This is a genomic window from Mycobacterium sp. Aquia_213 (assembly GCF_026625985.1).
GTDB lineage: Bacteria > Actinomycetota > Actinomycetes > Mycobacteriales > Mycobacteriaceae > Mycobacterium.
Window position 1 is genome coordinate 4331966 of the sequence record NZ_CP113116.1, and the last position, 21346, is coordinate 4353311.

At 62.4% G+C, this 21346-nt stretch carries 14 protein-coding genes; 6 read left to right on the forward strand and 8 right to left on the reverse strand.

The window, feature by feature from the left end; genetic code table 11:
* Positions 1 to 18: 18 nt before the first annotated feature.
* On the reverse strand, positions 19 to 2715 hold the full coding sequence (pepN, locus tag LMQ14_RS20040) for an aminopeptidase N (RefSeq protein WP_267731261.1): 2697 nt from the start codon (positions 2713 to 2715) through the stop codon (positions 19 to 21).
* 408 nt (positions 2716 to 3123) lie between these two features.
* Between pepN and LMQ14_RS20045 the strand changes: the two genes are divergently transcribed.
* Positions 3124 to 4734: a tyrosinase family protein gene (locus LMQ14_RS20045; RefSeq protein ID WP_267731262.1), complete on the forward strand. Its 1611-nt coding sequence runs from the start codon at positions 3124 to 3126 to the stop codon at positions 4732 to 4734.
* 65 nt (positions 4735 to 4799) lie between these two features.
* A complete protein-coding gene (locus LMQ14_RS20050) occupies positions 4800 to 6521 on the forward strand; it encodes a thiamine pyrophosphate-binding protein (protein WP_267731263.1) in 1722 nt (573 codons plus the stop codon).
* A 113-nt stretch (positions 6522 to 6634) separates the two neighbouring features.
* Here the strand turns inward: LMQ14_RS20050 and LMQ14_RS20055 are convergent, their stop codons facing one another.
* From LMQ14_RS20055 to LMQ14_RS20075, 5 genes are all read right to left on the reverse strand, one after another.
* A complete protein-coding gene (locus tag LMQ14_RS20055) occupies positions 6635 to 7675 on the reverse strand; it encodes an NAD(P)/FAD-dependent oxidoreductase (protein ID WP_267731264.1) in 1041 nt (346 codons plus the stop codon).
* A 64-nt stretch (positions 7676 to 7739) separates the two neighbouring features.
* Entirely contained in the window at positions 7740 to 9929 is a 2190-nt protein-coding gene (locus LMQ14_RS20060) for a LodA/GoxA family CTQ-dependent oxidase (RefSeq protein WP_267731265.1), read from the reverse strand.
* Positions 9895 to 11016 carry a ferritin-like domain-containing protein gene (locus LMQ14_RS20065; RefSeq protein ID WP_267731266.1) on the reverse strand — a complete coding sequence of 374 codons (1122 nt, stop codon included), beginning with the start codon at positions 11014 to 11016 and terminating at the stop codon, positions 9895 to 9897. The genes LMQ14_RS20060 and LMQ14_RS20065 overlap by 35 nt, the downstream gene beginning before the upstream one ends.
* 485 nt (positions 11017 to 11501) lie before the next feature.
* Positions 11502 to 12032 (reverse strand): hypothetical protein, encoded by a 531-nt coding sequence (locus LMQ14_RS20070; protein WP_324291069.1) that lies wholly within the window; start codon positions 12030 to 12032, stop codon positions 11502 to 11504.
* Positions 12033 to 12168: 136 nt separating this feature from the next.
* Entirely contained in the window at positions 12169 to 12453 is a 285-nt protein-coding gene (locus LMQ14_RS20075; protein WP_267731267.1) for a hypothetical protein, read from the reverse strand.
* A 238-nt stretch (positions 12454 to 12691) separates the two neighbouring features.
* Here LMQ14_RS20075 and LMQ14_RS20080 point away from each other — a divergent pair, with 238 nt between their 5' ends.
* Positions 12692 to 14968: a S8 family serine peptidase gene (locus LMQ14_RS20080; RefSeq protein ID WP_267731268.1), complete on the forward strand. Its 2277-nt coding sequence runs from the start codon at positions 12692 to 12694 to the stop codon at positions 14966 to 14968.
* Between the two features lie 254 nt (positions 14969 to 15222).
* Here the strand turns inward: LMQ14_RS20080 and LMQ14_RS20085 are convergent, their stop codons facing one another.
* Positions 15223 to 16968: a phospholipase D-like domain-containing protein gene (locus tag LMQ14_RS20085; protein WP_267731269.1), complete on the reverse strand. Its 1746-nt coding sequence runs from the start codon at positions 16966 to 16968 to the stop codon at positions 15223 to 15225.
* A 496-nt stretch (positions 16969 to 17464) separates the two neighbouring features.
* On the opposite strand from LMQ14_RS20085, the gene LMQ14_RS20090 reads away from it, so the two are divergent.
* Positions 17465 to 19552, forward strand: a complete 2088-nt coding sequence (locus tag LMQ14_RS20090) for a pentapeptide repeat-containing protein (protein ID WP_267731270.1) — start codon at positions 17465 to 17467, stop codon at positions 19550 to 19552.
* Between the two features lie 61 nt (positions 19553 to 19613).
* Here the strand turns inward: LMQ14_RS20090 and LMQ14_RS20095 are convergent, their stop codons facing one another.
* Positions 19614 to 19868, reverse strand: coding sequence for a helix-turn-helix domain-containing protein (locus LMQ14_RS20095; protein WP_267731271.1), 255 nt, complete (start codon positions 19866 to 19868; stop codon positions 19614 to 19616).
* A gap of 288 nt (positions 19869 to 20156) precedes the next feature.
* Between LMQ14_RS20095 and LMQ14_RS20100 the strand changes: the two genes are divergently transcribed.
* Together LMQ14_RS20100 and LMQ14_RS20105 are read left to right on the forward strand one after the other, a co-directional pair.
* Positions 20157 to 20507: an S-adenosylmethionine decarboxylase gene (locus LMQ14_RS20100; protein ID WP_267731272.1), complete on the forward strand. Its 351-nt coding sequence runs from the start codon at positions 20157 to 20159 to the stop codon at positions 20505 to 20507.
* Positions 20508 to 21329, forward strand: a complete 822-nt coding sequence (locus LMQ14_RS20105; protein WP_267731273.1) for a hypothetical protein — start codon at positions 20508 to 20510, stop codon at positions 21327 to 21329.
* The last annotated feature ends 17 nt before the right edge of the window (positions 21330 to 21346 follow it).

A 21346-nucleotide genomic window follows, 5' to 3' on the forward strand; every position in this document is an offset into this window, starting at 1 on the left:
CGCCCTTAGCTTGTGCCGTCAGGGCTGAGTGTCGACTGCGCGGACCGCAACGGCGCGCACCACGTCGGCTTGCTGTTCGCGAATCAGTCGACTCAGCGGGGCCGGCACATCAGACCGCGCCAAAAAGGCCTTGGCGGCGTCGATGCCATCCTGGCTGATGTCCCACGTCGGGTAGAGGCCGGTGACGATTGTCGACGCGACGGCTTCGGGTCGGTTGTTCCACACCGCAACAAGGGAATCGAGGTAGAAGTAGCGAACCGTGTAGGGGGCAAGCAGTTCTCCCTGGCCGGGCGCGGCGAATCCGGCGGCGAGGGCGCGGGCATCGCTGTTGCTGATGTCCTCGGTTTCCAGCACCTGACGCCAAACCCTCTCCTTGTTCTCGGCCACAGGTTGCGCCGCCCTGGCCTGCAGAGCGTTCAGGCGACCGGTATCACTTGAATCTCTCTGAGACTGAGCCTCGATGAACCGGTCTGCGTCATCGATACCGGCGGTGGCCAGCGCGATCACGAAGCGCCAGCGAAGGTCGTCGTCCAGCCGAAGACCTGACAGGCCGATCTTCCCCAACTGGTTGGGATCGGTGACGTCGAGCAAGGCGGACAACACCTCCGTGTGCCGGGGGAACAACACCCCGGAGCGTTGCCGCTCCTTGAGGCGGTCTGCGCCGAGCCCGTTGATGAAGACCAGCTGCTCATCGGATCCGGCTTCGGCGCCACGGGCGAGTTCCAGCAGCCTGTCAGCGAACGTGGGCCAGCCTTGCGCGCTGGCCCAGGCCGGCTGAGCATAGGAAGCCAGCGTGGTCTGCGTCTGCAGGATCAGATTTTGGACGACGGCCACTTCATGTTCGGCGTGCACCGTCGATGTCACCAGTGCCGCGAAGTCGCGCGGCCGCAATGCGCCGTTGCGAGTCATTTCCCACATCGTGGACCAAACTTGGGCTCGGGGTAGCGAGTCGGCGATGTCGCCGATGCGGCTCAACGCGGTGTCCAGCGAGCCTGCGTCCAGGTGCAGTGAACAGTAAGTGTCGTCGTGGTCGTTGACGAGAATGAGTTTCCCGCGCGCAACCCCGTGTAGTTGCGGGACTTCGGTGCGAGCGCCGGTCGCATCGACGGGGATCGGTTTGCCGACGAGGGCAAGCTTGCCGGTGCCGTCGTCCTCATATTGCGCGATCTGGATTCGCTGCGCGCGGGGTTCGCTACCTCCGGGCTGGGCATGGGTTTGGTTCACCGCGAAGCGAGTGAAATTGCCGGAGTTGACGTCGAAGTCGGCGCGCAGCGTGGTCAGCCCGGTGGTCTTGAGCCATTGTTTGGCCCATGCGTGCAGATCGCGGTCCGTGGCTTTTTGCTGTAGCGCGTCAAGCAGGTCCTTCAACGTGGCGTTCCCGTAGGCGTGGGCAGTGAAATAGTCTCGCAGCCCACTCAGGAAGTGCTCGCGCCCGATGTAGGCGACGAGCTGTTTGAGGGTGCTGGCGCCCTTGATATAGGTAATGGGGTCGAAGTTGGCGTAAACGAAGTCGAGGCTGGGCACGTCGTCGGCCACCGGGTGGGTTGTCGGCAGCTGATCTTGCCGGTAGGCCGTGGGCTTTTGCACGTTGGCGAATGTGGTCCACGCTTCGGCAAAGTCGGTGGCTTCGGCCAGGCACAGGTTGGACGCCCAGGTGGCAAACGATTCGTTAAGCCACAGATCATCCCACCACTCCATCGTGACCAGGTCGCCGAACCACATGTGTGCCATCTCATGCAGCAATGTCTCGGCCCGCCTGGCTTTTTGGGAGCGGGTGACCTGGCCGCGGAAGACCAGGTCGTCAGTGAACGTGACGGCGGCGACGTTCTCCATGGCGCCGGCGTTGTAGGCGGGACAGAACACTTGGTCGTACTTGCCGAAGGGATAGGTGACGCCAAAGTTGCTGTGGTAGAAGGCGAATCCTCGCTTAGTCAAAGCGAACAGCTGCTCGGCGTCGCGGTCCATGTTGTCGCGCAGCGATTTGCGGCAGAAGATGCGCAGCGGAATCTCAATGGCGCCGGGCTTGTCGGTGTAGCTGTCAGCCCAGCCAACGTAGGGTCCGGCGATGAGGGCGACGAGGTAAGTGCTGATTCGGGCGGTCGGTGCGAACTTGTGCACCTTGGTGTTTCCGGCGGCGTCGATGTCGACGGCCAGAGTATTGGCGACCACCACCCAGGCTTCGGGAGCGACTACGGTCAGCTCGAAGCTGGCCTTGAGGTCGGGTTGGTCAAAGCACGCGAAAACTCTCTTGGCGGCGGCCGTTTCAAACTGCGTATAAAGATAAATCTCGTTGTCGGAGGGATCCTGGAAGCGGTACAACCCTTCTCCGTCATGGGAGTAGGTGTAGTCCGCCTCCACCACGAGGCTGTTGTGGACCGCGAGGTCCGTCAACGTGAGGCCCTGATTATCGTCATAGCCCGTGATGTCGATCGCGACGCTGTTGAGGACTGCGCTACGCACGGCGCCTGAAGCACCGAGCACCATGTCGATGAAGGTTCGCGCACCGGGCTGCGCAGTGAATGACACCGTGGTGGTGGTGTGGAAGCTGTCGGTGCTAGAGGCGCCGTTGCAGTCGGCGAGATCGATGAGAATTTGGTAGCTTTCGACCTCGATGGCTTTTGCCCGCGTCGCCGCGTCCTGCCGGGTGAGATTGGCTGATCGGCGCGTTGACGGGTCGCCTACCGGAGGCGCGGCGCCGGGATCCACTGTTGTCATCGCAACGTCCTCTCCTTCGGGTCGCCTGCGTCGGTGGGATGAGTCGTGGCGTGTTGCATTACTGGTTGATCGTCCTGCAGTGAAAGTATCGGCGGTCACCGTCTCTTGTGCGAGTAGTGTGGTACCTGTTGTCCTGCCAACCGCTGCCCGGGCGGGCCCGGCGTTGTACGTCGCCCGAGGCGGTGCCGGATCGCCCAAATCCGCAGCACTCTGCAGGCGAAGTGACCGACACGCAGACGGCGGACCCGAGAAGGGCGGCTCCACGGACAACGGCAGGCGAATTCTTGCCGACTCGGCTCGCTTAAACGACTGACGTCAGGCACGCGGTGAGGTGAAATGGGAAGGCCCCCGCAGGCGATCCTCCGCGGGGCCTGTCGAGAACTCCGTCCGCATCAAAGGGGATTCGAAGTGAACGGCGCACAACCGCGCGTTCGGCGATCGATCTGGGAACTGCAAGACGACTACATTTCCGGCAAAAAGGAGCCGCTGGAAAAGCTGTGGCGGTCCTGGAAAGCCATCCAGGAGCTGCCGGCAGATGACCCGAAGTCGTTTTTCAAACTGGCGGGTTACCACGGCGAACCGTTTCGCGGCGCCGGCTGGGGTAGCTCACTGTATTGGGGCGGCTACTGCCACCACGGAAACGTATTGTTCCCAACCTGGCATCGGGTCTACCTGTTCATGCTGGAAAAGGCGCTGCAAAGCGTGCCGGGATGCAACGATGTCATGCTGCCCTACTGGGATGAAACCAGCAACGATTCCCTCAACCACGGTGTCCCCTGGGCGCTGACCCGAGAGCACGTGGAACTTGACGGGCAGACCATCGACAATCCGCTGCGGTCGTTTCGCCTCACGGCCGCAATCACAGACCACATCGCCGATGATGTCGCCGACTACAGCAAGCCCAAAGGCTATGAGACACAGCGCTACCCGCGTTCGGGTCTGGTCGGGCCGAACGACAGGGACAACACCGAAAAGCACAACAGCCGCTACCAAGATCACGACGATTGCGTGACCCTGCTCAACGAGAACGTCCGCGACTGGCTGGCCGGGCACGTCGTCATCGACGGACAACGAACAAATCGGGGACAGGTGGCCGCGAAGTACCGGCAATGCCTTGAGGCTCCCAACTACACAGTCTTTTCCAACACCACGTCGGCCGCCGAGTGGAACGGCAATCACGAACCGAGGGTCATCTCACTCGAAGCGCCGCACAACAGCATCCATCTGGCCGTGGGCGGATTCGAGGTGCCTGGTCAACCCAGTAGTTCGCCGATCTCGGGCGCCAACGGTGACATGGGTGAAAACGACACAGCCGGGTTTGATCCGATCTTCTTTTTCCACCACTGCTTCGTGGACTACGTGTTCTGGACCTGGCAGCAACGACACGGTCCGGTGGAGATCATGGCCGAATACCCCGGCACCAATTCGGTGGACGGCCAAGGCGCTACCCCCGGCGTGGCCCCCAACTCATGGCTCGACTTAGACAGCCCGCTCAATCCGTTCTGCCACGACGGTCGGCCTTTTACCTCACGGGATTGCCTGGACACCGAACGCCAGTTGGGCTACACCTACAGCCCGGGTTCACTGGCCCGTGCCGGCGCGGCCGCGGCGGTCGCAGCACCGCGCGCCCCGGCGAGGGTCGTTGCCGTCTCCGGGATCAACCGAGCCCCGGTGCGCGGGTCTTTTCTTGTTTCGGTCTTCGGCAACGTCGACGGACGCCGGGTCCACCTGGGAACCGAGGCGGTGCTCAGTCGCTGGAACGTGCAGTATTGCGCCAACTGCCAGACCCATCTGGACGTCACGACCTACATCGAGGTCCCGGTCTCGGGCACGCCCGCGATAGCAGCGGTTTCCGATGCCGCGCTCGCCGAGCCGTCCACCTACGACCTCCAAGTCACAACGCGTGACGGCGACTCCATACTGCCGGGGTCCGCATCTCCCGCCGCGGCGGCCCTAACGGCCAGCCCACCGACTGCCGCATCGCTTGCGCTTGCCCACTCACGGCTGGAAGTGCATTAGTTCAGCGATGGAGGCACCGACACGAGGGCGTCGGCTGCGAGGGTTCTCACTAACAAGGAGTTTCGATGAATGAATCCCTTTTCACTGAACCCAACGTGGCGCGATATGTGTTACGGGCGATCCGTGATGAAGGCGTCGAGCACGCTTTCCTCGTCACCGGATACAAAATTGCGCCTTTCCTGTCGCAGTTCGACGAGGCGAAGGTCACGCCGATCGTGGCCTGCCATGAGGCGGGCGCGGTGTACATGGCGGACGGCTACGCACGCGCGACGAAGAATTTCGGTCTGGCGATGGGCATCGGCGGTCCCGGCGTTACGAACATGGTCACCGCTGTTGCGGCGGCGTATTCGGATCGTTCGCCTGTGTTGATCCTGGCCGGCTACATCCCTTTCACCTTGGAGGGACAAGGCGCATTCCAGGACTCGAGTAGCACTGCAATTGAGGATCGTCACCTGATGTGGGCCATGACCAGCTTCGCTGAAGTAATTCCCTCGAAGGACCTCGCCGGTTCCTTCCTGCACAAGGCCGTCAAGGCAATGAAGGGCGTGGAAAATCGCCCGGCCTTTCTCTCCGTGCCCCGCGACCTACAGCTGCAAAATCTGCCGTACGACTACACACCCCTAAACAGCGTGCAGGCTCCGCGCATCCTCGACGCGGATGCGGCAGCCAAGACACCGGACCTTCTGTCGCATGCGACTCGGATCACGATTCTGGCCGGCAACGGCGTGGTGTGGTCGAACGCCGGGGAGGAGATCGCATCCTTCGCTTCGGCCTACCAGATTCCGGTGGTGACCACGCTGCGGGGCAAGGGCGCGATCCCCGAAGACCACCCGCTCGCGATGGGCGTCTTCGGCTCAGGAGGCAGCCTGTGGTCAAACCAGGTGGTAATGGGATCGAGCACGACGGGCGCCGGTTCGGAAGTGTTAATTGTGCTGGGAGCCACGCTAAATGAACACAACACGCACGGATGGATGGATGCCTTCGTGCCCAGTAAGGCGATGGTTCGCGTCGACATCAACCCGAACACCGTGATCGGTAAGGAATACCAACAGCTCTTCGTCATGGGTGACGCGCGCGCCTTCATGGAATGGCTGAAGACGCATCGTGCGCTCTATCACGACTCCCTGACATCGACAGTGGGGGCCCGTCGGTCGTGGCTCGATGCCATTCGCCACACGCCGTACCACGACACCGAGGCGGACCGGACCTCCGACGCGGTGCCGATGCATCCTGCCAGAGTAATCGCCGAAATGCGCAAAGCCGCGCCCAGAGACACCGTGGTGACGGTGGACTCCGGCGCGCACACCTACTTCACCGGCCACCACTGGAAGAGTTATCACCCCAATGAATTCGTGCTGCTCGCCACGACAGCCCCCATGGGGGCCGCCGTGCCGATGGCCATCGGCGCCAAGATCGCCCGGCCTGGGCAGCCCCACTGCGCGGTGGCCGGTGACGGCTGCATGCTCATGCACGGCATGGAGATCCATACCGCCGTCCGTTACCAGGTCCCCGTGGTTATCTTGGTGATCAACAACAGCGCGCTCGGAAACAACTACTTGGCCGCCCTGCACCAAAGTGCCGAGGCCCTCCGTTTGACCGAGATTCCCACGGTGGATTGGGCGGCATTCGCCAAGAGCCTGGGCGCCGACGGGGTGGTAGTCAAAGACCCAGCGGATCTGCCTGCCGCCTTTGAGCGCGCATTCAAAGCGGCGGGACCGTTCGTGGTGGATGCCCGCTGCGACCCGAAATGTCCGACGCCCAATACGCAGGAAGCCCCATGGGTCTAGCCGCAAGCCCGGACCTACCTTCACGCGAACCTGGACATACCGCTGCCTGCGGGTGGTGCGGCCGCCCGGTTTCTGGGCTGGCCCAACCGATCTCCGCGTGTGACGTTGCCTGGTCAGACCATCGTGCGCTGGCGCCAAAATGGCGCGCCTGCCCATCGCCGTTCCAGCCCGTAGAGGTAGGCGCGGTTGGCGAGGTAGTCCTCGAACCTGGCGGCGACCCGCTCGGTGTAACCCCAAGGCGGCGCGCTGCAGCTGGCTGCGGCAGCGATCACCTCAGTGGCATCGGCAGCGTCGGCCAACGCCTTGAAAATGCCTTGCGCGGCAATCGGATCCAGCGAGGATGCTGCATCGCCGATCGCAAGCCAGCGGTCCCCCTCGACCCTGTCGAGCGTCGCGGAGGCAACCGGGTAGGTGCGGAAACGCTCCTCACCGAGTCGGCATGCGTCCAGGCGCGGCGCCAGCAGCGTGGTGCAGCCGAGCAGCTCACGCCACCGGGCATAGTCGGCAAGCCGCGCGCCACGCGCTGCGTGCCGGTCGGTGACCAGCACCGTCACGATGCGATCGTGCGGAAGTCGCGCGCAGTACCACCATCCCTGCGCGGTCGCCTCGACGAGGGTCTGCGCGGTGAATGCCCCCGATCCGATATCCGCGAGGCGCACGATCGCAACCATGCGGTCGTGCGTGCAGCGTCTCGCGCCCTGCCGGCGGGCAAACCAGGCAGCACAGCCGGTTGCGTCGACGACCCAGGCGGCGCGAACCCGCCGCGTGCCCTGCGAGCGGTGCCGCAGCGTCACGATGAACCCGTCATCGGCGGCGTCCACAGCAACAGCCCGCGTCGCGGTCCACATCGACGCTCCCGTCTCCCGCGCCCGCGCCCGCAGCATCGCTTCGAATCGGGGACGATCGATATGCCACGCCGGCCCGATGGGGTTGAGGATGAAATCGTTGTACCCGGGCTTGTTTCGGCCCCAAAACGACACGCTGCCCGGGCAGCTGCAGTGCCCATCGGCACGAAAGACGTCGCTGAGACCAAGCCGGTCCAGGGCAAGCAGGATGTCGGGCGGCACACTCTCCCCGAAGCGTTCCACCGTCTCGCCACCGGCTTCGGCGACGACGACGTCCAGCCCAGTCCTTAGCCGAAGGTCGATCGACACGGCCAACCCGGCCGGCCCACCACCGATGACGAGAACATCACACCGGGTGGCGATCCGGTGCCCCTCAGCTCAACCCAGCAGCGGCGGAGGGGTCGTTGGCGTTGAACGGCCAGTCGGGCACCACATTGACCGACTGCCCCGCGGTTGGTAGGCGGCTTTCCGCCTCGAGGTAGAAGTCCGCCGGATAGTCGTCGCCGGTGATCGCTGTGCCTTGCAAAACGATGCCGATCCGATCCCACTTCTGCACGGAATCCAACGGATCCTGGAAGGTGGCCGTCGTCTTGGGATCGGTGGTCAATGTGCCCGGGCCGCGAATGGACCAGACCTGATCGGGCAGCACACCGCCGACCACGTCTGTCGCCGGGTACACGGCGTCGGGCCGCTGCGACGGCCACGACCAGTAGAGCGTCAGCTCGTTACCGTTGGTGGTGTTGACGCCCGCGGTGTTGATCTTCGTCTGATGGATCGAACAGGAGTTGTAGTCGGTCTGCCAGGGGATCGCCATGAACTTGGAAATATCGCCGGGCTCTAGCCCCTCGGTCTTGCGGAAAGGGAGCCAACCGACGGTCAGGACCGGCTTTGGCCTCCCATGCTCGTCTAGCTGAAGCTTCTCGTATCTACTGGGGTCGTATGCGTACTTGACCCGGAAGGGCCCGCAACGCGATGTCCGCCAATCCGTCTGGTACATCTCCGGTCGACGGATCGGGTGGCTGACCTCGATGCCCGGCACGTAGCGTCCGCCGAGGCAGTTGCTCAGCGCCGCCATGTCGAGGTATTCGCCCGGTCCGAGCTTGCTGCCGGTGCCGGTGCCGAGCTTGTCTTTGCTCCACTGCTTGAGGAAGAAGTACTGGGTTTTGGTCACCGTGAGGAAGGCCTGCCCGGCATCACCCAGCGACAGCGGCATCAACGGGACGCCCACATCGAGCTCGTCCTTGTTCGGGTCCCGGATGTAGGCGAGCCCGGCCATGATTGTTTCGTCCGCCTTGTCGTCGGCTTTGATCTGCTCGACCGCGTGGTGCGCCCGCACGGCCAGCTCAGGCAGATTCGCGGTCCACCGCTGCAGGGCGGCAGCGCGGAAGATCGGGTAGATGTCCGCGTCGAACGACGGATGGTAATCGTCTTGGTAGGCGCCTTCTCTGCCTTTTGCGGCTATTTTGTAGATCTCCGGTTGGAGGTCGAGCTCGCGCACCCAGGTGTCGTAGACGTCGTCCCAGACCGACACCACGTTGCGAATCTGGGGTGCGTAGGCGGGGTCGGTGCACACGACCCAGGCGCCGACGGCTTCCTCGGGTGAGTGTTCGTCGTCATCGAACAGAATCGTCGCCGACACCGGGCCGTCGGCGGCGTCGTCGAACCACCCCCCGTTGTTCAAATCGCCGGTGAGCGGCATCGGCTGCCCGTATTCGTCGTGCCACGCCGCCGTCCGGCCTTTGCCGGGCAGCACCAGCAGGCGCCCTCTTGCGTCGGTCGTCAGCTCGCCGAGGGTGTCGAGCGGTCCGCTGGGTTGGAACAAGGGGTCATCCGGGAAGGACTGCTGCGGGAAGGACTTTGGGTAATCGTTGCGCTCGCTGATGCCGCCATGTCCGTCGGAATAGCTGACCGGTGCCGTCGGCTCGAACGAGAACGAGACCCGGCCACCCACGCTGGACATGATCGCGCGGGGCCCGGGATCGATCACCAGTTTTCTCACCCGCGTCTCCGGGTCGACCGACGTTCCGTCGCCGTACTCCTCGGGGTTGCGCAGTTGCGGAACCTTGGGGCCGACGTAGACCTCCTCCCCGCGGGCGTTCACCTTGTATTCGGCGTAGGCCTTCACCCCTTGGGCGTTGACCACGTTGTAGGCGTTGGCTTTCTTGTTGGCCAGGTGCACGGTCCAGATAACATCTTTGACCCGCCGGCCGTCGGGCAACGTGTCGCCCTTCACGATCTCCTTGACGGGCCACTTGCTGGGGTAGGTGTCTTCGGTGTCTGGGTGTTCGATCGTGTAGGCGAAGATGCGGAAGCGCGCGGCTTGGCGTTTCAGGTTGCCGTCGCGGTCGCGCAGATCGTCGCTGGTGATGGGCTTTTCGGTGTCAGGGTTGATCGGCAGGCCACCGACCGCGTCGCTATGGGGGTCCGCTGGCATGGGCAGCCCGGCGCTCGTCTCGGGAGACAGGTAGTAGTCGTTACTGGTTCCCAGGCGGGCGAAGTTGATCGCCGGGTGAAGCTTGAAGACCGTTTTAGCTTGTGGAGCCGTTTTGGCCTGTGAGGTCATAGAAACTCCTGTCTGACAGATCGATGGACGCCAACTGCGGGGACGCCAACTGCGGGGACGCCAACTGCATGGACGCCAACGGGGTCGTGTCGGTGAACTTCGGGGTCACGCCGTTTCTCCAGCAGGTGAGGATGTTGGCGCCGAGCGTCACCATCAGGGGAACGAAGTCGTCGGGGTGGTTGCCGGCGAACAGCTCGTTGAGCGCTGTGACGAACGCCGCGAAGTTGTCGATCAGGATCCGCTCGAGGTGGCCTTGGGCGGTGGTGTATTTGTCGGGGTCGGTCACCGGGACAGTGTCGGGATAGATCTTGGGAAGAGGCTTGTGCTTGCGGATCTGGCGGAACTTCTCGTAGTGGCTGAGCGTCGGATACCGGTCGTCGGCGGTGTTCTCATTCGGCCGGTGGATGGGGTCGTCGGCCTTCGCCGCCTCACCTTGGTCGCGGATGACGTCCAGCAGCATCAGGACCTGCGCGAGACCTGCCTCGCCGCTCGAATCCACCGTCACGCGGGGCAGCCGGCGGTAGAAGGCCGAGAACATGTCGACCTGTCGTCGGCCCCCCACGATCGGGGCTGACTTCAGCTGCCTCGCGCCGAATTCGAGGGCGTCGTAGAACTGGCCGATGCTGTCGTACTCGGTCATGTTGCTGCGGTATGCGGGTTTGGATCCCGTCGACCAGTCCGGGAACTCGATGAGGCACATGGTGTTCACGCGAGATTTGTCGAGCGGCCCGATCGCGGCGTTGCGCGGTTTGTATTCGTCTCTGGGGTCAGAAACCGCGGTCGGGGTCGACGATGGAGTGAAATCGAATTGGAGATAGGGGACCTCGTTGGGCTCGTAGGAAAACCACGCGGGGTTGAGCCATGGGCTGCGGCCGTACGCATTGGCGACGTTGGCGACCAGTTGCAGGTGCAGCATCTCCTGGTGAAGCACCGACTGGAGATGCTGGTAGGCCAGGTTCGCCCGATCGACAATCGAGAACATCGCCGCCATGTAGTAGGGGATCGTCCACGCTTCGAGAAAAGCCGCCATCTGCAGGTGACCGCACAAGGCGTCGAGTGTCCACTGGTCTTCCGGAATTTCCGGCATGACGCTTCCCCTCGCTTAGCTCGACGCCTGGGCCAACCCACCTCGTATCGCAAGCCGGATGGCGCATGCGAATGCTAACCCGATTTAGAGGTGATCGGATGCAATCCGACCCACTAACAATGCTGTCACACGGCGTTTATCTTTCGTTTCCATTTCGCTCGATCGGATCGCGTCCTTGGCGGGATGCTGTGACTAATTACTTAGCCTCAAAATATCCGGGCGTGGCGGTCCGGAAGTAGCGTTCCTTTCCGAAAGGATTGGCCTCGACTCATATCACCGTCTCGGCGCCATGAAAATTGGGATGAAAGTCGAGCGGGAAGTGCTGCCCGCGCTCAGGGTGAAAGTTGTGCTTGAGCGTAAATGATCGCGATATACCGGGCTGGCACGCGGCTTGACATGCGCTCCTTGCATCACGCGAGCGGTCCGTCGGGCTCGTCTGCTAGGGGTTCGCAGGAGGTGACATAGCCGGCGTCGACGTTGGTGGCCTATAGCTCGATACTTATCTTCGGTCCTCTAGGTCGTCGCACTGGCGTGAGCGGTTTGAAGGATGCGTTGCCGGACAGGGATACGTTGTCGGCGAGCCAGCCGCACGCGAAATAGCAGAAGTCTGCATTGGGGTGGTCGCGATAGCGGCCGCCGGTGTCGTAATCGTCGGCGAGTAGACGCAATTGGGCCTCGATGGCTGCGCGGGCATCAGCCATCGTGCCACTGGCTAGTTTGGCGACGCCGTTGACGATTGCGTCGCCGATCGGGTCGGACATTCCGTGTGGCGGCAGGACTGGGACAGCGATCGTGAAGCCTAGCCAGGCGACGATCCCCCCGTTGTTCACGGCATTTGGTCCGAGGTTTCGGCCCGTTTTGCAAGCAACAGACACGACCGCTTTGCCTTTGGCGGCCGAGACGTTCGACCCATCAACGGTCACCGTCCCACTTGTCGTCCACTCGTCGCTGGTGCCGTGTCCGAAGTATAGGACAAGCCGTGCGGTTGGTTCGGCGAGAGCGGCGAGGATATTCACCGTGTTCGCTGGTGAACAATCGTTGACGCACGTCCTTTCGGTGTGCAATCCCTGGGCGAGGTCGGCATTGAGGCGGTTGTGCCAATTCGCGGCTAGCCGGGCGTTGCCGTCGTCGCTTGGGCAGACGCCCACATATTCACCCATTTTCGTGGTACCGGGCGGATTGGTAGAGGCGGTTCGTGACGCTCTCGATGCCTTCCCGGCGCACCGCATGCTCAAGCATCTCCAAGAAGGCGGTGCCGTCTGCGTTGCGCGGGTCTCCTATCGCGTCGAGCAGCTCATGCGGTGTCAGCAATTCGCTGTCTTGCAAAAACATTCCGCCGCCCTGCAAGAAGCCGAGCACCGGCACGTCCGGTGTGGCGTCTGCCCAAGTGGTGAGAGCTCGTGTGAGTTGAAGGAACTCGTCCGTGGTGAATGCCATCGTGCTCGCTCTGCGGATCCGCGGTGGGCCTATCGGTCTTCGGTGTAGACAAGCCTCATTGTAAGCGGCGAGTTCACCGATGTCGGCAGCCGCTTTCGGCGAGCGATTCTTATTAAGTCCTGATTCACCGATCAGCCGCCACAACCCGCTCGTCCGACACTCATTGTCAGAGTAGCGTCTATGGGCGCCACGCGCGATCAACAGCAGGCGCTCTCGCGAGCGTTCTCGGAGGTGAACTATGGTCAGGAAGCGCATCATTGCCTACTACATGAATGAGGCCGAAAGCGATGCCGCCCACATGGCAATGCCGGACGCGGAATCGACTGATTCCTACGTCGTTGGCGAAATTGACGAGACGGCCATCAATGGCCTGTCGGCACAAGGTCTCATCATCCAGGAGATGCCTGATGCCGCACCGCCGCCGCTTGGTGTTCTCTCACCGTCCCTGATGGCCGCCGCTGACAGCCAAGTAGAGTTCGTGCCCGAGTTCGATCCGACGCGGGCCAACATCTACACAATTTTGCTCGCCGGCCCGCTTCTTGAAGCCTGGCGGCAGCAGTTTGACGCCCTCGAAGTCGAGATCGTCGAGGCCATCGGCCCGCAGACCTACACCGCAGTACTCGGGCCGACGCAGCTTGGCCCAGTCAGTAACCTGCCTTTCGTCGTCTCGCTACATGTGCATGTCGAATCAGAGCAGGCACCACCGATCCCGGAGTCACGGTCGGGACCGCCCGTCGACTCCGGCTCCGCCCGGATCGTGACTTACGATATTCGCCTCAAATCGCCCGAGGACGCCGACCAAGTGCTGGCCCATCTCGCCGGCCGCGAAGCGATTGTCGCCGGAGTCCGCGGACACAAGATGCGCATTGTTGTCAAAGACGACTCGCCGCTGCTTTCCGACTTGCGCGCAATGCCGGAGGTCTATCGGCTGGAAGAATATGTCCCGCCCAAGCTCAGCAACGACCGGGCGCGTGCTCTGCTCGGCATCGACGCACCCACTTCGGGCAATCCGACGACGGCGACGTCCAACATCCCGTTCGACGGCCGCGGCCAAACCGTCGGCATCGCCGATACCGGCCTTGATGACCGGCATCCCGATTTCCAGGGGCGGCTTGTCGGAATATCGGCCCTGGGGCGGGTTGGCGACCACTCCGATCCGATTGGCCACGGCACCCACGTGGCGGGCAGCGTCGGCGGCGACGGGACCGCGTCTGCCGGGAAAATCATGGGCATGGCTCCGGCAGTCAGCATCTTCTTTCAATCGATTCTTGACGCCCAAGGACGGCTCGGCGGGCTGCCGTGGGATCTCAACGACCTCTTCGACGAGGCCTACCAGGCGGGCGCGCGCATTCACAACAACAGCTGGGGCGCCGCTACGGCCTCGCGCTACACCTTTAACTCGACCGAAATCGACGAGTTCGTCGATTCGCACCGCGACATGACCATCGTGATCGCGGCCGGCAACGAGGGCACTGCAAGACAGCCGTTCAACAGCAGGCCTGGGTTCGTCGACTGGCTCTCGATCGGCTCTCCGGCGACCTCCAAGAACGGCGTCACCGTGGGGGCGAGCCAGACGGATCGCACCAGCGGCGGGTATTCCAAGCTCACTTGGGGCAAGGCTTGGCCCGCAGATTTCCCGATGGCACCGATCGCGACCGAAATGACTTCGGGCGATCCGGAGTCGATGGCGGCCTTCAGCAGCCGCGGCCCTTGCGACGATCGCCGAATCAAGCCCGACGTGGTCGCGCCCGGCACCAACATCTCTTCGACGAAGTCCTCGCGGGCGCCGCTGGCAGAGTTCTGGGGAAGCGTCCCCGGCTATAACGGCCGGTACGCTTATATGGGCGGAACCAGCATGGCAACCCCGATCGTCTCGGGCTGCCTGGCCCTGATTCGCCAGTATTATGTCGACGAACGCGACAGCGACCCTTCGGCGGCGCTGCTTAAAGCAACGCTCATCAATAGCACCCGACGACTTACAGGATCGACCGCCGTCGCCGACTTTGCGGCACTGCCAAACTTTCACCAGGGCTTCGGCTGCGTCGACATGCGTTGGGCACTACCCAATCCTGGCGCGCCTGATCTACGGCTGGAATTCCGCGACACATGGAAGGACCCCACCCAGCAGTTCACTTCCACGGGGCAGTCGTTGCGGTACGTGATTACCGCTGGGGACGCTCGTCCACTGCGGCTCTGCCTCGCTTACACCGACATTCCTGGGCGCGCGTTGCAAAACGACCTTAATCTCTTCGTGCAGTCACTGGCCACCGGCCAGAAGTGGGTCGGCAACCAAGATCTGCCGATGCGGCTGTCACCGGTCGATGCCGAAAACAATGTCGAGATCGTGCGCATCGATGAGCCGCCGCCGGGCGGGTACCTGATTCAAATCGCGGCGACCAATCTACTCAGCACGAAGGGGCAGGACTTCGCGCTGGTGGTGACCGGCGACCTGAAGTCCGGCATCTCGGCATTCTCACGTAGCTCATCGACGATGGCGTCGCGACCCGGCACTTGACCTTCCTTGTCGCTGTCTCCCCCGTGATGCGGTTAGCAACGCCACCAATGCAATGGGCGATCACCGACGACCAAGCAATCGTGGCGGCATTCGTCCTAGTGATGGCCCGGGGTTCGGGGACGAGCAATAGCCGGGCCTCTCCGCAACACCAGAAAGGCGCTCCAGGACCTTTCTGTTGCTGCGGCAGCCCTTCGGGAATCGGCAACAGCATTACGCGCGAACCGAGCTGTCGTTCTATCGGGGATCGGGTCAACTCACCGCCGCGAGAACGTAATGCGGTCTAGTTCGCGCTGGCTGCCCTGCTCGTAGAACTTGGCGAACCACGGCTGTGCGGCACCGGAGATCGCTATCGGCTTTTGTAGTTGCAGCGTTTCCTTCTTCGTCGCTGCCACCTGAGTTTTCGGCTGACCGGATTGCTTCATTCGGTCCCGGAAGTTGAGGTGATCGAACAGGGTGAGCGCATCAATCGCGTACGCGGTGGCCACCCGCTGATTCTCAATGGACAGCAGATGATCGCCGTTTGCTTCTTCACCCGAGGGCGCGAAATTGCTGGATCCCGTGTAGACCTTGGCGCCCGGCTGATCGAAGTCGACGACAACAAACTTGTTGTGAATGTTGATGCCCGCGCCGCCGGACCACTCGGACTTGAACGGCTCGGGAGCGTGCTTGGACAGGTAAGCGAAGTCGACCAGGCCGATCTCGCCGTCGGGTTTGTGTATTTCCATACCTGTGGCTTCGTTGACAATGCCGTAGCTGAACACGGGCCGACCCATCAAGTTATCCAACGCTTCTCGCACGGGCCCCGATTTGGTCTGGTTCATGAAGGCGAACGAGTAGAACACGCTCGACGTTGCCTGCTGGATCGCTCCACCGACCGGTGCCAATGACAGATTTGAGGACTTGTGCGGGGAGAAGCACACCTTGATGGTCGGCTGCCCCGACTTCTTGACAGCCTGCCACTTGGCGGCCAGGTCGACGTTAGAGAATCCGGCCATGTCGCCGAAGGCTTCGTCGAACATGTCGGCGAACAGTGCTGCCACATCGGGGTCGGTGAAGACGTACATGTTGTTGGCCTGGATGTAGAGGCCGCGGAAGGAGAAGTTCGTCGATCCGCCGAGCACCCGCAGCGGCGCGCCGTCGCTGAGGCGGCGGGCGATGAGCACCTTGTTGTGCTGCAGGTTCTGGAAATGGCCGCGGTGCACGTTGTCTTGCCCGGCGCTGGCAATCAGCCGGGTCGCCGCTTCGGTCTCTGCCGTGCCAGCGCCACCGTGGCCCTTGGAGTCGTCGATGATGATCCGCAACCGGTTACCGAGCGCCTCGAGACGCGCGAGAATATCGGGTTCGTTGAAGTCGTAAGCCATCGCGTCGATGCGCACCGTCTGGTCGTTGACTGCCCAGTCCAAGTAGTCGAACAGCAGCCGATAGGCCTCGAATCCCAACCATGCGTAGATATCAAATTTCGCGGTGACTTCCGCCTTCTTGGCGGTGAACTCCAAACCTTGGTCAGGCTTGGCCGGGATGATGTCGTTGCCGAACCCAAAACGGGCCTTCTTGTCCTCAAAAGCCTGCGAGGACGCGAAGTTTCGGGTGAAGCCCACGTCGAGGAATCCCGGAAGCGTCACCGGCCCAAGCTCGATCGGCAGTTCGATCGACAACCCCTGCCTCAGGGTGCTGTCCGGGTTCATGTGCATCTTGGTCACCCGGTAGGTGTAGATGCCGGTCTTGGATTCCCACGGAAAGTGCACCCACCGAAAGGTCTGCAGCGGGGCCTCCAAGGTCGGGAAATTGCGGAAGCCGTCGACCGCATCAGGAGCGTCGAACGACAACCGGTTGCGCAAAGTCTGAAAGTCGGTGCTGTCCGGATCGCGAAACTCGACGGCGAAGCCGACGAAGTCATCCTCAGGCTCGTCGACATCGAACCCGAGCAGGCATGCCGACTCCCCGCGCCATAGCTTGACCCGAAATCCGCCAACTTCATTGAAGGCCGAGAAGTCACTCATGGCTACCTTTCTTAACGATGGTGTGGTGATGGGCGGCCTATCCGCTGCCGATGAGCCACCAATTCGAATGTGGTCTGGACGTCCCGGCTCTCACGGTCGGCGTAGCGACACACCTTGGGGCTGGAAAGATCTGGTGCGGCGTTCCGACCCGCGGACTAACTGTTCTACCCAGTCCTTGGCGCGCAACGGCGACCACGGACAACCTCAAATGTGCGGTGGCCGAATGGGATACAGACGGTAAACGCCTTGTGGATATCAACCTGCTGCCATAGGGGTAAGTGACAACGACCAGCATCGCAATCCTCCGGCAGGCTGATGATCGACCTCTTACATCGTCATCGCAGGCGAAGGCGCCCACAAGAGTATTCCGCTACCTACTTATGGCTGTGCACGCACCAGGACGAACCGGCTCATGAGTTAATCCACCGGAAGCGGTAAGCCGCATCTCGCGTTGAGTTGCGTCGACGTCCGGGCGGTCACGGCGCATACTCCTCGGGTGGACGATCTGGAGCCGCTGACCGGCCCCGAGGAACAGCTCCTGGAAAAGCTGCGAATGGGTGAGCCGTGCACATTTCTGAGGGACGGCGACGTCGGTGACACTGAGGTCGACAAGGCGAGCTGGGGCGACGAACGTCTCGTCCGGGCAGCCGTGCTGAAGTCGTTGCTGTCGAACGCAGCGAATGCGTGGGGTGTCAGCGCTGGCTCGGCCGTTGACTTGTGCGGGGCCGTGGTGAAGGGCGATCTCAGCGGGTTCGAGGGAAGTCAACTGCCGCCAATCCGCTTTGACTGCTGCAGATTCGATGACATCGTGGACCTCAGCAAGACGACGTTCACCAGCGACGTCAGCTTCCGGGGAGCGACGTTCACTGATGGCGTGAACTTCGGCGATGCGACTTTCAGCGGCGGCACGGGGTTCGATGCAGCTATCTTCAGCCGTGACGCCGATTTCCGGAAAGCAACGTTCACAGGGAAAGCCGGCTTCAACGGCACGACCTTCGAGGGCCACGCGATGTTTGGCGAGGCGACCTTCATCGATGACGCCTTTTTCAGTACAACGACGAACGGCGAGACAAAGACAACGTTCAAGGGCAACGCCGCGTTCCAAAATGCAGTCTTCAGGCGCACGGCCATGTTCAGCGAGGCGACCTTCGAGGGCAACGCCTGGTTCGACGGCGCAATCTGCACAGGCAACACCTGGTTCACGAATGCGAGATTCGCAACCGACGCCATATTCAGCGAGGCGACCTTCACCGAAGCCATCGGGTTCCTCGCAGCGACCTTCCTTGGCCTGGTGGATTTCACCGGTGCGCTGGCGGACGAAATGCGCTTCACCAGAACGGTCTTTTCCACCGCCGAACCCGGGCCGTGGACCGCGTCCAAGGTTCTGCTCGACCAGGCAGTACTAACTGTTCGCAGCCGTATCCCGATAACTACGATGACATTAGACGCCTCCGGGCTGCAAGCCCGAGAGGGTGCCGATCTTGTTCTTCGTTGCCCAACAGTCGATCTCGGCCACTCCGAATTCATCCGCCGCAGTCTAATTTCCAGTCCGCCAGTCGCACAAGGGATTCCGGACCGTTTGCCCCAACCACCGGCGGATAACTCCCCCCGGGAGGCAGCGCGGGCCGAAGCGGCGACAGCGATGATGAACCTCAGAGCGAAACTCGAAAAGGAGTTGTCTGACTCGCAGACCACTGCCGCCGAACCGAATGCCCTACCCGTGACCGTTCCGCACGAGGCAGTCCGCAACGGACCGCAGTGTCGCGTGATCTCACTGAAAAGAGCGAATATCAGCGAACTCGTTCTGTGGGACGTCGCCCTCGATGACTGCGAGTTCGCCGGAGCACTCGGCTTGGACAAGCTTCGCGTCGGACCCGGCTGCTCGTTTCGGTGGACGCCGAAAAAATGGAACGGGCGACCGATGAACCGACGCCGCATCCTCGCCGAGGAGCTGAAATGGCGCCGGGCACATGACCGCAGCCTGAAGGCGCCGAAGGAGAAGATCGATTTTCCGCCAGCGCCTGATATCTCCGAGGTCTACCGCGATCTTCGAAAGGGGCTTGAGGAAAGCAAGAACGAGCCGGGTGCCGCCGATTTCTACTACGGCGAGATGGAGATGCGCCGACTCGCCGGCCGCGAGCCCACCGCCAGCGATACGACCCGCCGACGCAATCCGCCGTCGTGGGCTGAGCGAATCCTCCTAAGTTTGTACTGGGCAGCCTCCGGATACGGGCTACGCGCCTCCCGCTCCATCATGACGTTTGTCGTGCTTCTCACTGCGGCAGCATTGGTATTCACCGTACCGACCTTCAGAAGCGCGCCGCCACAACCAATAGAGATTGCCAAAGTCGACCTGAAAACCGGAGCGGTGACGAACAAGGCGCCGCCTCCTCCGAAGGTGCTCCCGTTTTCGACCGCGCTCGAATTCGCGGCCAGGGAGAGCATTTCACTGCTTCAAAGCCGCGGCAGCTCCGACATCGCACCGAAGGGCTTCGGCACGATTGTTGATTTCATCCTTCGCCTTGCCGGCCCGGTACTGCTTGCGCTGACACTTCTCGGGCTCCGCGCCAGAATCAGGCGATGAGTTTGCGCGTCCAATAACCCGGGGCAGCCGGCTTGATAAATAGCGGCGCGTCAGCCCGACGCTAACCGTCGCTCGGCACAGGTAGTCCACGCACAAGCTCGCCCGCATCGATCCCGAGGCCCTCGGCAATCTTCAGAATGTTGTGCAGAGTTAAGTTGCGCCGGCCGCGCTCGACCTGGCCGAGATAAGACCAGTGGAGCCCGATCGCCTCGGCGGCCTTCTCCTGGCTCAACCCAAGCTGGTGCCGCCGCGCCACTACACGACGACCAAATTCGCGGGTCGCTGGCGAGATCGGCGATTCGGATGGGGCGGGCATTCCCCAACCCCATAGGTAGCAAGACTATCTATCCAGAGACTATGAATCCCAATACTTTGAATCCTGGTATATTTCTCCTGCCGTGGACCAGCACAGACGGATTCACCCCGCCATTGCCGACCCACGGTGCGCACCGCTACCCAATTGCCGAGACCAGAGGGGGTTCACCATCGTCATTCGGCATCATCTCCGTCAGGGCCGCCTTGCCAAAGGCGATCCTCACGAAGACAGATTTGGGCCCACAGCCGAATTGGCAAGCGCAGACTACCGAGCGGTATCGGCATGCACATGAACCGATTTCGCGATTTGGCGCCGACGATCCACCGCCAGCGGCTCGTCATAGAGGGCTATCCCAAGACACCCATCACCGATGAGGATATAAAGCGGTTCCTCTCCCGGCTGTCGCATGAGCTGGACATGAAGGAACTCATCGAGCCGGTGACGCACCGCAGCGACACGTACGGCTGGGCCGGCTGGATTCACTGGGAAACATCGGGTGCCCACTTTTACGCGTGGGAACAGCCGCTGCTCTTCTTCAGTGTCGACATCTATACCTGCAAGTCTTTCGAGCCGGACAGGGCAGTGCAATTCACGCGGCGCTTTTTCGAAGCGCGCGACGTCACGGCCAAGGAGTTCTGAATGTCAGGCCTGGCCGCCCAGGAGCCGTGCGCGACGTTCCGCTACGACCTGCCCAGTGAGGACATCGCCGCACTCACCGAAAAGCTGATAGCGACCAAGCTTTCGGCTACGGACGACGGCGTGGTGTGCTACCGCGTGTCAGGCCGCAGCCCGTACTCCGACATCGGCCGCGCTGTTGAATGCCAGGTGTTCCGTGACGCCTTCCCCGGAAACGACGCGGCGTTCATGACGAGAGAGTACGGACCCTACGAGGGCGCCAGCTTTTTCTTCCTGTCGGTCGATAGGGAGAAGAAGACGCCAGTCGGCGCACTGCGCATCATCCGCTACTCCCCGGCGGGACTCAAGACCCTCAACGACCTCGCCCGGCCAGACTCCCCCGTGCAGCTCACCGCCGCTGCAATCCAGTGCGGTCACCAGATCGACACGTTCGAAAGTGTCTGGGATATCGGCACGTTCGCGATCCTCAGCGATTACCGGCGCAGCGGCGCCAGCGTGAGCCTGCAACTCTACCGCGGCATGTACGCCACGGCGCTCGAGGAAGGCATCGACCACCTGATTGCGATCTTCGACAAACTGCCGCTGCTCGCCGCCACCGAGTACCTGGCCATCCCCATCGCGCCGCTGTGCGGCACGGACTACTTTTCCTATCTGGGCTCCGCAGAGAGCCGGGCAATTTACGGCCACATTCCGAGCTTCGAGCCGGCAGTGAGTCGGCGCTTGATCGGGGCCAAGGACGACCCAGACGCCGTGCGGGCACTCCGCAGGCTTCGTGACGGCACCGATGATCACTTGCTGCTATTCGACAATGACTATAAAAACTAGTTAATCTATCGTACTAT